The sequence below is a fragment of the Candidatus Palauibacter sp. genome (genome assembly GCF_965237495.1).
GTDB lineage: Bacteria > Gemmatimonadota > Gemmatimonadetes > Palauibacterales > Palauibacteraceae > Palauibacter.
This window is the reverse complement of sequence record NZ_OZ250143.1, coordinates 4,098,652-4,109,873: the sequence shown is the minus strand read 5'-3', so window position 1 is coordinate 4,109,873 and position 11,222 is coordinate 4,098,652. Positions and strand designations below refer to the sequence as shown.

Annotated in this window: 9 protein-coding genes; 5 read left to right on the top strand and 4 right to left on the bottom strand. The window is 66.7% G+C overall.

Translation table 11 applies throughout. The annotated features are described in order from the left end of the window. Positions 1-9 precede the first annotated feature (9 nt). Both ACPXY0_RS18105 and ACPXY0_RS18100 read right to left on the bottom strand, forming a co-directional pair. A complete protein-coding gene (locus tag ACPXY0_RS18105) occupies positions 10-2,874 on the bottom strand; it encodes an outer membrane beta-barrel protein (RefSeq protein ID WP_423926992.1) in 2,865 nt (954 codons plus the stop codon). After that, positions 2,871-3,701, bottom strand: coding sequence for a GLPGLI family protein (locus ACPXY0_RS18100; RefSeq protein WP_423926990.1), 831 nt, complete (start codon positions 3,699-3,701; stop codon positions 2,871-2,873). The genes ACPXY0_RS18105 and ACPXY0_RS18100 overlap by 4 nt, the downstream gene beginning before the upstream one ends. A gap of 234 nt (positions 3,702-3,935) precedes the next feature. Between ACPXY0_RS18100 and ACPXY0_RS18095 the strand changes: the two genes are divergently transcribed. After that, the gene (locus ACPXY0_RS18095; protein ID WP_423926988.1) at positions 3,936-5,390 is read left to right on the top strand and encodes an APC family permease; all 1,455 of its coding nucleotides are present in this window, start codon (positions 3,936-3,938) and stop codon (positions 5,388-5,390) included. Between the two features lie 479 nt (positions 5,391-5,869). On the opposite strand, the gene ACPXY0_RS18090 is transcribed toward ACPXY0_RS18095, so the two are convergent. Together ACPXY0_RS18090 and ACPXY0_RS18085 are read right to left on the bottom strand one after the other, a co-directional pair. Beyond that, on the bottom strand, positions 5,870-6,247 hold the full coding sequence (locus tag ACPXY0_RS18090; protein WP_423926986.1) for a type II toxin-antitoxin system VapC family toxin: 378 nt from the start codon (positions 6,245-6,247) through the stop codon (positions 5,870-5,872). Positions 6,248-6,249: 2 nt separating this feature from the next. Next, a complete protein-coding gene (locus ACPXY0_RS18085) occupies positions 6,250-6,501 on the bottom strand; it encodes a type II toxin-antitoxin system Phd/YefM family antitoxin (protein WP_420464055.1) in 252 nt (83 codons plus the stop codon). Between the two features lie 213 nt (positions 6,502-6,714). Between ACPXY0_RS18085 and ACPXY0_RS18080 the strand changes: the two genes are divergently transcribed. From ACPXY0_RS18080 to ACPXY0_RS18065, 4 genes are all read left to right on the top strand, one after another. Continuing rightward, complete coding sequence (locus ACPXY0_RS18080) at positions 6,715-7,902, top strand: cation:dicarboxylate symporter family transporter (protein ID WP_423926984.1); 1,188 nt, start codon at positions 6,715-6,717, stop codon at positions 7,900-7,902. Beyond that, on the top strand, positions 7,895-8,887 hold the full coding sequence (locus tag ACPXY0_RS18075; protein ID WP_423926983.1) for an aminopeptidase: 993 nt from the start codon (positions 7,895-7,897) through the stop codon (positions 8,885-8,887). The genes ACPXY0_RS18080 and ACPXY0_RS18075 overlap by 8 nt, the downstream gene beginning before the upstream one ends. A gap of 7 nt (positions 8,888-8,894) precedes the next feature. Beyond that, complete coding sequence (locus ACPXY0_RS18070; protein ID WP_423926981.1) at positions 8,895-9,872, top strand: aminopeptidase; 978 nt, start codon at positions 8,895-8,897, stop codon at positions 9,870-9,872. Positions 9,873-10,036: 164 nt separating this feature from the next. Further along, positions 10,037-11,200, top strand: a complete 1,164-nt coding sequence (locus ACPXY0_RS18065; RefSeq protein WP_423926979.1) for a DNA adenine methylase — start codon at positions 10,037-10,039, stop codon at positions 11,198-11,200. The last annotated feature ends 22 nt before the right edge of the window (positions 11,201-11,222 follow it).

Below are 11,222 nucleotides of genomic sequence, written 5' to 3'. Positions count from 1 at the left end.
CGCTGGCCGCTACCCGCGGAAGCGGCCGCCGCCGCGACCCCCGCCACCGCCCCCGGCCATGGATCGGCTGCCCAGATACCAGGTGAAGTTCAGCATCACGTACTGGGTGAGCGACTCCACCCGACGCTCCTGGATGAAGCCGGGCGAGTTCGTGTACGTCACGCCCTGGTTCTGCCCGAGCACGTCGAACGCGACCAGCCGGATCTCGGCCCGGTCGTTGAAGATGAGGCGCCGCAGCGACGCCTCCCACAGCGCGACGTTCCGTCCCGGGCCGAACAGGTCCTGATCGTAGAGGCTGTAGGTGAACTCCGTGCCCAGCGTCCAGGGGCCGAGATAGACGTCGCCGCGCGCGTACAGGGTGCTGTTGAGGTAGCCCTCGTTCAACTCCTCGTTCAGCGAATACCTGACGTCGCTGAAGGAGAGCTTGGCCCCGCCGCGCACGTCGAAGTCCTCCTTGGCACGGTTCTCGAGCTCGACCCCGACCGTGTGCGACAGCGTCTGGTTCCGGTTCTGCGCCTGGTTCACGAATTCGGTCGAACTGGAGTACGAGAGCCTGTAGTTCAGGTCCACCTGCCCACCCATGAAGCGCAGCGGGGTGCCGAAGTTCGCGCCACCGGAGGCCGACCACGCGTTGCCCAGGTTCACGGGCGCGATCGTCTGGACGCCCCGCGGCGTCACCATGCGCGACTGGGAGATGTCGTTCCCCGTGAAGCTGACGTTCGCGTACGTGAACAGGTTGACGAAGCTGAAGGTGTCGAAGAACCGGTATTCCGTGCGCAGACGGTGCGTGTACTCCGGCTCGAGGTCCGGATTCCCCATCCGGATCCGCAGCGGGTCGCGGTTGTCGACGAACGGCTGGAGATCCGTCATTCGCGGTTCGCGCGTGGACGTCGTGTACCGGAAGTTGAGCGTCCGCGTGTCCGTGAGCTGGAGCCGGTACTCCGCGTTGGGGAGGACGTGGGTGTACCCGTTGGCGATCTCCTCGTCGCGATCGACGATCGTCCCGTTCAGGTTCGAACCCTGGACCCGCAGGCCGAGCACCAGACGCCCGGCGTCGCTCGTGCGGTTGAAGCGGAAGCCGCCCCGCAGATAGCTGTACGTCCGCTCGAAGCCCGAACTCAGGAGGGCGTTCCGGGTCCGCCCGTCGGCGAAGATGTCGAACACGGACTGGTCTTCGTTCTCGTCCGTCGCGCTCCGCTCGCCGTAGACCTCCAGCACACCGCGCCCCACAGGCTGGGTCATGGAGAGCCGGAGGGAGTGGGTCAGCGTCTGGCCGATATTCGTCTGTTCCTGGAAGAGGTCCCCCCGCTGGGCGCGCGGGTTCCCCGGATCCCCCTCGATCGTCGACGTGAGGTCCGTGAAGCTGTCCGAATCGCTGAGGTTGACCCGCGCTTCGGCCACGAGGCTCCGCCCGTTGTCGTTGAGGCGCTTTCGCCACGTGAGCCGCGCATCGCCGCCGAGACTGTTCGAGTCCACGTCGTAGTCGGTGGCGGCCGTGGTGAGAAACTGCCCGGCCCCCGAGCGGGTGTCCTGGAAATCGACGCGGTCGAGCAGCGAGTTGCGCGCGTTGAGGTTGCCCCGGAGCCGGAGGTCGTGCCCTTCCGAGAAGGTGAACTGGGAGTTGAGGTTCACCCGGTGCGAGGCGTTGTCCGTCTGGGTGCGGGTGGCGCGGTCCACGAGCGAGGACGCGTCGGTACCGAGAAGCTGCTCCTGCCGGCGGGTCTCGTTCTGGAAGTTGTCGAGCATGCTGAGGAAATAGCTCGTCCGCACCCAGTTGTCGGTGCCGAAGTCGTGGCTGCCGTTGAGTCCGAGCCCGAGCGTCTCGATGAGTCCGTCGTCGCCGCCACCCCCGAAGTCCCCGCCGCCCCGGCCACCGCCGGCGAAGGAGAGCACATCGCCCCAGCCGAACCCGGCCTGGTTCACGTTGTTGCCACTTCCGATGAGGGCCAGCTGCGTGGTGGAGGAGAACCGGTTGAGCGTCAGCGCGCCCGCGTAGGGGATCCCGCTTCTGAAAGCGCCCGACTCGCCCCGGGCCGGAAGCCGTGCGGCGACGGATTCGCCGAAACCGGGCGACACCGCCGTGCCCTGGACGTCCGCGCCCAGTCCGCCGGACATGCGGCCGAAGTAGCCCGTCCGGGCTTCTTCCTTCAGCTCGAGGTTGATCGTGCGTTCCTCTTCGCCGTCGGCGATGCCCGTGAACTCGGCCATATCCGACTCTTTATCGTATACCTGCACCCGTTCGACGGCGTCGGCGGGCAGGTTCTGGGTCGCGATCTTGGGGTCGCCCCCGAAGAACTCCCTCCCGTCCACGAGGACGTTCTCGACATCCTCTCCCTGTGCCGTGATCGTTCCGTCGGTCTCGACCTCGATCCCCGGCAGCTGTCGCAGCAGGTCCTCCACCGTCGCATTGGGCCGCGTCTGGAAGGCGAGCGCGTTGTAGCCGAGCGTGTCCCGCCGGTTGAGGAACGGGACGTGGTCGAGGGTGATGACGAGCGGGTCCATCTCGACGGCCATCACCTCCATCCGGAGGGCGCCGACGTTCACGTGCTCGCCGGCGACCGTGAGATCCTGCCGGATGGTCGCGTGGCCGATGAGGGTGACCTGCAGGATGTACTCACCGGAGAGGAGGTTTCCGAGGACGAAGACGCCCTCACCGTTGGTGGTCGTGAACGTCGTCAGCACGGAGTCGGGCCGGGCCAGAACCACCACCATGGCGCCGCTCAATGCCGCGCCGGCGGTGTCGGACACGACGCCGTTCACGCGGAACTCCGTCTGCGCCTGCGCGGGGCGGGGCGCCGCCGCCAACAGGGCCAGCCCCGCGAGCACGCCCAGCCTCGCCGCCGACTTCAGCCGGACCGCCGGAGCGCTACTCATCGGAACTGTCCGTCGAACGGGCGCCGCCGGTTGCCGGCCGCACGCATGGTTCGCAGTTCCTCGATCCTCTCCGCCACGATCTGCTCGTATTCCTCGCGGGAGACCTCGTCTCCATCCTCGGGAGGCGCGATGCTGTCGTCCCCCAGCCCTGTGAGGTCCACCTCGGTCGCCGAGTAGAGCCTGTGTCCCGCGTCGATGGAGAGGACGAGGATGAGGCCGGGGAGCCCGCCGAACTCGCCCGGACCGGCCTGGACCGGGATCTCCGGCGTGAACCAGGCTTCGATCTCCGACCCGTCGTGGACGGCCGTCGCCTTCTGGACCATGAAGCCGAGGAATTCGCGCTGCTCGCTCCCGAGCCTCCACTGATAGGTCGGCCGCTCGCCCCGGATCAGGAAGGTGCGGCCCATGAACTCGCGGGTCTCGGTGACCGTGCCGCTCGCGAAGTCCACGTAGGCCTCGCGCAGGTTCTCCTGATCGCTCCGCGAGGCGGACTGCTGCCGCAGCCGGAGCATCATGCCGAGCGCCCGGCGATCCCCCCCGCCCGTGGCGCGGGCGCCGGCCCGACGTGGACCCGCCTCCTCTTCCTCGGCCGACCGCTTCATGAGGGAGCTGGAGCCGTCGAACAGGAGAACCATGGAGGTCGTGCTCTGCGCCGGCACGCGGTCGCGCATCTGGGCCCAACGCTCGGGAACGTGAAAGTCGTATTGCACGGAGCGCAGGTAGTGGACCCGGCCCTCCTGCGCCGCCGCCGCCTGGGGTACGAACCCGAAGCAGGCGACCAGGAGGGCCGGCAGGATAAGAAACCGGAGACGTCTTCGAGTCTTCATGTCGTGTGGTCGATCCCTGTGCCGAGTCCGCGGCCGACCGCTCGTCCGGCGCCGCGTTCCGCAGCGGTGATTGCAGTAGATGGGACACACCGGGGGGGAGTCTCGTTTACCGGACCGGCGTCGTCCGGGTGCTTGGCGGCCCGTGAGACACCGCACCATCTTCATCATCTTCCGGGCGTAGTCCTCTCGACCCGCACCGGGGCACGCATGGATCCGACCAGAGACGAGCGAGACATGACCTCGGCCTCAGAGCGCGGACGGGAGAAACTCGGGAGGGGGATCCGGCTTCGGTCGCTCTTCTCGCTCGCGTTCGGCACGATCATCGGCGTCGGCTGGATCATCGTCATGGGCGCGTGGCTGAGCGGGGCCGGCGCGGTCGGGGCCATCATCGCCTTCACGCTCGGCGGCCTCGTCATGCTCGCGATCGGCCTCTGCTACGCGGAGATGGCGGCCGCGTACCCGGTCACGGGCGGCGAGGTCGCGTACGTGTTCGAGGCGTGGGGCGCCCGCTGGAGCTTCGCCGCCGCGTGGTTCCTCGGTTTCATCTACATCTTCACCACCTCCTACGAGGCGATCTCGGTCGAGTGGTTGGTCTCCGCGCTCATCCCGGATTTCGGCGGCCCCGTCATCTACACCCTGCTCGGCCAGGAGGTGAGGCTGTGGAGCCTCGCCCTCGGACTCGCGGTGATGGCCGCCATCACGATCATCAACTATCGGGGCGGGAAGACGGCCGCGTGGTTCCAGGACGTGATGACGGCCGGACTCATCATCCTGACGGCGATCTTCGTCGTCGCGGGTCTGGCGGGAGGCAGCGTCGCCAACCTCGAGCCGATGTTCACGGGGGAGACGCCGAGCGCCGCCCTCGCCGGAGTGGCCATCGTGCTCGCCACGGCCGCGTTCTGGTACGCGGGCTTCGACACCATCCCCCAGGCGATGGAGGAGGTGGAGGAGGGCGCCAAGCTGCGGCTCCTGCCGCGCGTCATCGGCGCCTCGATCGTGTTCGCGCTCATCTTCTACTGTCTCGTGATCCTCGCGACGGCGATGAGCATGTCGCGCCCGGAGCTGCTCGCGTCCGAACTTCCGGCCGCCGCGGCGATCGAGGCCGCCTTCGACTCCCCCCTGCTCGGGCGCATCGTGCTCTTCGCCGGGCTGTGCGGACTGATCACGACGTGGAACGCGCTCTTCTTTGCCGGCACGCGGATCATCTTCGCGATGGCGCGCGCCCACATGATCCCGCACCGCCTCGCGAAGGTGCACGATCGGTACGGTTCACCGTCCGCGGCCGTCCTCTTCGTCGCCGTCATGGGCGCCGTCGGCACCCTCTTCGGGCGGAACGCGATCCTGGTCATCGTGGGGGCCGGATCGATCTCGGCCGGGCTCGTCTTTCTGGTGGTCGTGCTCGGCGTCATCCGGCTCCGGAAGACGAAGCCCGATCACCCGCGCCCCTACCGCGTCCCCGGCGGCCGTGCGTTCCTGTACCTGAGCGCCGCCCTCGCGCTGGTGCTGGCGGGGGTCGCCACCTGGGAGCCGTTCCGCGCGGCCGGCCGGATCCCTCCGGAGTGGATGGTGCTCGGCGTCTGGGCCGCCCTCGGCCTCGCCTTCTACCGAGCCGCCGCCCCCCTCCGCAAAGCCGTCAGCGACGAAAAGCTGCGCTGGCTCATCCTCAGCGACGAAGAGTCGACGGAGTAGGACCGGGGTGAGGTGGGGTCTCGGCGGTGAGGCTGATGTAGTACCGTGGATGAACTTGGAGTCGAGTGAATCATGCGCCTGCGGCTCGAGGGTGAACGCCGGCGAACGGGTCTGCTGGACGGAAAGAGGAGACGGCGGATGGCATTCGGAATCGCGTTTATCGTGCTCTCGACTATCGCGATGGTGCGGATGGTTGGGGAGCTGCGGAGTGGCAGCCCGCGTTGGTACAGAGTCGGCGTATTGGGGCTGGTGACGTGTAGCGGCCTACTGGTGGGTGTGTGGTCGGTTGTGGAGAACCTTGTGTAGACCCGCACGCGCTATGTCGACACGATGAGCACCAGTCGACGCAGCTTCCTCCGACGGTCGGCGGGGGCGCTGGCCCTGGCGCCGATCGTGCCGGTCCGGCAGGAGCGGGATCGACGCCGCGATCGCGGCGATTGTGGCTCGCTGCACGTGACCCCCTCCACAGGTGACGTTGGTCAAGCCCGCAGCGTGGGCACGTCGTAGAGCAAAATGCGCGAATCGCGTGTGACCAGGATGAGCCCTTCAGCCTGGGCTTGAGAGATGAGCATTCTGTCGAACGGGTCGCGGTGGTGCGGCGGCAGGGTTGCGGCTCGCTCCGCGTGATCGAACGTCAGTGGTAGGTGCGCGAACCGTTTTTCCTCCACCATGGCCGCCAGGTTATCCGGTGCGACAAGTCGCCCCTTGGCCTTCTTGATCCCGATTTCCCAACCCGAGACCGCGCTCACGAACACTGCGTTGCCCGGGTCAGCGATGGCCTGCCGTGCCGACTCGGCGATATGACGAAAGTCGGACAACCACCAGAGGAACGTGTGCGTGTCGAGAAGCAGCCGCATTGTCAGTCAGCGCCCGGGAAAATCCTGGAGTTTTCGAACGCGGCAGTGATCTCTTCGTCGTCGTCGTCGAAGTCCGGAGCGATCACGATCTGACCCTCGAGACCTCCCGGCTGTCGAGGTTCGACGGGTTCCTGGTAGGGCGTCAGGCGCACCCACGGTTGTCCCGAGTTGCAGATCACCACCTCTTCCCCTTCTCGGGCCAGCTTGGCCAAGCGGGACAGCTGTGACTTCGCCTCATGCATGTTGACCTTCATGGGATTGCCTTTCCTCACTTCGACGTCTTAGCTAGACTAAGCCTAGCTAAGACACTCCGGATCGGCAACGGGTTCGTCCACGAGCCCCCGCGCGCGCACGGCTGTTTTCACGCTGGACGAGGGTCAGCCGCCGGGTAAGTCTCATGCTTGACCGTCATGCCGGTATCAAACGCGAGCATCGACGAGAATCGAGAGGAGCAGCGACTGCCTCCGATGCGCAGGATTCCCACATATGTGTGGACGCTTCTGGCTCTGGTGGCGGGTCTGGCCGCGGGCGGTCTTTTTCCCGGGCCGCTCGCGCCCGTAGCGGACGCCACGTCGACACTCATCGCCTGGGTCGTCGCGGTTGCGCCGCTGCTGATCCTCGCGGCCCTCAGCCCGGCCATCGCGACCCTGGTGCGGCGGGGGCTGGCCGGGCGTTTCGCCGGTGCGGTCGTCCTCTGGTACCTCTTCACGTCGACCGTCGCCGGACTCATCGCCCTCGTGACCTCCGCCGCGATCTTCCGCATCCCTCTGACCACCGCAGACCGGGGCGTCTGGACCGAAGCCGCCGCAATGCTGCGGAGCCTCGGAGAGGGCGGGGCCTCGTGGCCGCTGCTCGCGATCCTCGCCGGCGTCCTGCTCGGACTCTTCGGCGCGCGCCACGACCCCACCTACCGCGTGCTCCGGAGGGTCGCCGACGCCATCGAGAGGACGGGCTCTCGGCTGGCGTACGTCATGCTCCCGCTCATCCTCGCCTTCGGCATCACCCTGGGCGTGCGCTTCGGGGCGAAGCTGGGCCTCTCGCACTACCTCACCATGACCGCCTATACGGCTGGGCTCGTCCTCGTCTGGTGGGCGTTCTACACGTTCGTGCTCGTGCGCAGGGTCGGACGCCGGCCGGTGGGGCCCGTCCTGAGCCGGTACTACGTGCCGACCGCGCTCTTCGCCGCGGGCACGTGTTCGTCGCTGGCGACGCTCCCCGTCCCCCTCGCGAACGCGAAGAAGGTCGGCGTCCGCGACGAGGTGGCCGACTTCGTCCTCCCGTTCGGCGCCGTCGTGAACCTCGACGCCAGCGCGCTGGCCTACGTCGCGTACGGCCCCTTCGTCGTGAGCTACGTCTTCGGTTTGGAACTCAGCTGGATGATGATGCTGGCCGCCTGGCCGGCCGTCGTCCTGTTCACGATCGCGGCACCCGGACTCCCGGCCGGGATGGGAACCGCACTGTGGAGCGCCACGCTGTTCGCGAGCATCCCGGGGCTCGAGGGCCAGGCGCAGGGCGAGTTCATTGCGAGCTGGATCGCGCTTTCCGGCGGCCTCCCCGACATGCTGCGCACCGCGACCAACACCACCGGAGACGGCTACACCGCGATCATCTTCGATGGCCGATTCGATGAGTTCTTCGCGAGGGACCGTGGCTGACGGAACCGTGGCCGGGTCGAGGGTGGACCTGTCGCCGGGCGCGCGCCGGCTGGTACACGTAAACGGGCGCGTCCAGCCGGGCGAGGCGGTGGTCGTCGTGACTGACCCGACGATGCGGCGGTACGCGGATGCGGTCGCGGCCGCCGCCCGCGAGGCCGGAGCCGCGGTCACCGTCTGCATCATCCCGATGCGGGACCAGGACGGACAGGAGCCGCCCCCGCCCGTCGCGCGGGCCATGGCCGAGGCGGCCGTGATCTTCTCGCCTGTACGAATCTCCATCACCCACACACGGGCGATGCGGGCCGCCCTGGAAGCGGGGGCGCGCGTCTGCATGATGACGGCCTACACCGACGCGATCATGACCAGCCCCGCCCTGCTCGAGACCGACTTCGAGGCGCAGGCCGACGTCTGTCGCCGCCTCGGCGCGGCGTTCACGGAGGGAGAGTCCGTACGGCTCACCTCCCCGCGCGGCACCGACCTCCGGTTCGGGATCGAGGGTCGCGTCGCCAACGTGCTGACGAACATCCCGGAGCCCGGAGAACTGGCTCCGGTCCCCGACATCGAGGTAAACGTCGTGCCGGTGACCGGTTCGGCCGAAGGCACGCTCATCGCCGACGCCTCGGTGCCCTACCTGGGCATCGGCATTCTGGAAGAGCCTATCGTCTGCGTGGTGCGCGATGGCCTTATCGCCGAGATGACCGGCGGCCCGCAGGCCGACTTCCTCCGGGAGCACCTGGAGTCCTTCGCGGACCCCCACTGCTTCAATGTCGCGGAGCTGGGCGTCGGCCTGAACCCGAACGCCCGCCTCACCGGAGAGATGCTCGAGGACGAGGGCGTCATGGGCACGATCCACATCGGTATCGGAACCAGCCACACGCTCGGCGGGGAGATCGTGGCGCCGACGCACTACGACCTGCTCATGCGGGAGCCGACCATCGCCGTGGACGGCCGCGTCGTGCAACGGGGCAGGCAGGTGCTCGTATGAAGCCAGCATGAAAGAAGGAGCGGAGATCCTGGTGAGGACGTGCGCCAACGTCCGATCGGCCGAGGAGGTCGTGATCGTGACCGATCCGGAACGGATGACGATCGCCGAAGCCCTGGCCGAGGAGGCCCGCGAAGTCGGGGCCGTCGCGAGCATCCTGATCCCGCCCGAGCGATCGATCGACAACGAGGAGCCGGGACCAGCCGTGGCCGTGGCAATCTCCGCCGCCGATGTCGTCTTCCTGCCTGTGACGCTCGCCATGGCGCACACCCGCGCCGTCCGCGAGGCCATCGGCGCCGGGGCCCGAGTTCTCTCGATGACCGCGTTCACCGAACGGATGATGCGCGAAGGTGGGCTGTTCACGGACTTCCGGGCGCGCCAGCCGCTATGTCTGGCCCTCGCGGCGAGGCTCACCGCTGGCGAGCGCCTGCGGGTGACGAATCCAGCCGGCACCGATCTCACCATGAGGCTCATCGGCGTGACCGGAAACAGCCACGCCTGCCTGCTGGATGGCCCCGGCTTCTCGGCGGTCCCTAACATCGAAGCCAACTGCGCGCCCGCTCAAGGCACCGCCGAGGGCGTATTCGTCTGCGACGGGAGCATCCCCTACTACGGCGTGGGCCCGATCCGTGAACCCGTGACCTTCCGAATCTCGAAGGGTTTCGTCACCGACATCGAGGGTGGAGACCAGGCCGATTTCCTAGCGGAGCTACTGGCCCGACAGGACGACCCCTGGGTCTACAACCTGGCCCAGTTCGCCTTCGGCCTGAACTCGGCCTGCACCGAGTTCACCGGGGAGATGCTCAACGACGAAGGAGTAAACGGCACCGTCCACATCGGCATCGGAACGTCCGCCAACCTCGGTGGATCCGTATCCGCAAAGACGCACTTCGATGCCATCACGCGTGCCCCGACGGTGTGGATTGATGAAGCACTAATGCTCTCAAACGGAGAGGTCCGAGCCGACCGCCTAACTTCAACGAAATAGGCTCGAGAGAATCCGATCAGCGAAAGGGTGCCGTCCGAGCAGACACCCAAATCCGCGGCCCGGCTCCAAATCAGTATCCGGCATCAAGGCGCACCCTTTTGCCACGAGGCCTAAATCGTGCGAAGGTGTCCAGCCTCCAGAATAACTCTAGAGCACCGGTTTGCATGCGCTACATCGGCAACAAGACAAGGCTCCTGCGCTTCATTGCCTCGTACCTCGACGAGCTTGACCTGCACGGCGGACGAGCCCTCGACGCGTTCACCGGCACCACTGCCGTGGCCCGCTTGCTAAAGGCCCGCGGGTTCGCCGTCGAGACCTGCGATATCATGAGCTTCAGCTATGCGTTCCAGCGGGCTTATGTCGTCGCGGACGAGTACCCCAAGTTCCCTGGACTGGCAGAGGACTCCCAGGTGCGGGCGGCCAAGCGCAGCCCCCGGTTCCAATCGCAGGTTGAGTTTCGATTTGGAGGACAAGGTGACCTTTTTGGGGGCATCTCGAAGCTGCAACCCCTGGAAGAGATTCTCGTTTACCTGGACACCTTCCTCGAGCCGCGATCCTCGTTCATCGACGGGAACTTCGCGGCCTCGGAGTCACCGGTCGAAGGTCAGCGCATGTACTTTTTGCGACAGAACGCGCAGCGAATCGACGCGATTCGCCACAAGCTCGAAGATTGGCGCTCCGCGGGCCTCGTCACAGAAGAGGAGTTCTTTGTACTTCTCTCGGCCCTACTGGAAGCGGCCGACTCCGTTGCCAACACAGCCGGCGTTTACGCCGCGTTTGTGAAGGCCTGGCAAGGCAACGCTGTCAGGCCGCTTCGCCTCAAGGTGCCTGATATGGTGGTGGGAACCGGTCTGAAGTGCGTTGCACACCGCGGCGACATCGTCGAACTCGTGCGCGATCTTGGGCATGTGGACCTCCTCTACCTCGATCCACCCTACAATACGAGACAGTACAGCGCCTACTACCATGTGCCTGAGTTGATCGCCGAAGGTTGGTTCGGTGCTAAACCACCGACCCTTAGGGGGAAGACAGGGTTGATCGAAGACTCTCACAAGAAGTCGGAGTGGTCAACCCGTGACGGCTGCGTCCCAGCCCTGGAGCAGCTGCTGGAGGCGGTCGACGCGACTCATGTGCTTCTGAGTTACAACAACGAGGGCATCATCCCCGAGAAGGAAATCGAGAGGTCTTTCAGGCAGTATGGCGTTGCCTCTACGTATCGTCGAGTGGGGAGGGAGTACAAGAGATATCGGGCCGATCGAGACAGCGAGGCTCGCCAGTACTCTGGGGACCAGGTGACGGAGTACCTCTACTACGTAAAGTTGAGATAGTGCGTTGTTGTTGCTCCCTCCT

Coding starts and splice junctions, on each gene's coding strand:
- ACPXY0_RS18105 (WP_423926992.1), bottom strand. CDS start 2,874: ATGAGTAGCGCTCCGGCGGTCCGGCTGAAGTCGGCGGCGAGGCTGGGC.
- ACPXY0_RS18100 (WP_423926990.1), bottom strand. CDS start 3,701: ATGAAGACTCGAAGACGTCTCCGGTTTCTTATCCTGCCGGCCCTCCTG.
- ACPXY0_RS18095 (WP_423926988.1), top strand. CDS start 3,936: ATGACCTCGGCCTCAGAGCGCGGACGGGAGAAACTCGGGAGGGGGATC.
- ACPXY0_RS18090 (WP_423926986.1), bottom strand. CDS start 6,247: ATGCGGCTGCTTCTCGACACGCACACGTTCCTCTGGTGGTTGTCCGAC.
- ACPXY0_RS18085 (WP_420464055.1), bottom strand. CDS start 6,501: ATGAAGGTCAACATGCATGAGGCGAAGTCACAGCTGTCCCGCTTGGCC.
- ACPXY0_RS18080 (WP_423926984.1), top strand. CDS start 6,715: ATGCGCAGGATTCCCACATATGTGTGGACGCTTCTGGCTCTGGTGGCG.
- ACPXY0_RS18070 (WP_423926981.1), top strand. CDS start 8,895: ATGAAAGAAGGAGCGGAGATCCTGGTGAGGACGTGCGCCAACGTCCGA.
- ACPXY0_RS18065 (WP_423926979.1), top strand. CDS start 10,037: ATGCGCTACATCGGCAACAAGACAAGGCTCCTGCGCTTCATTGCCTCG.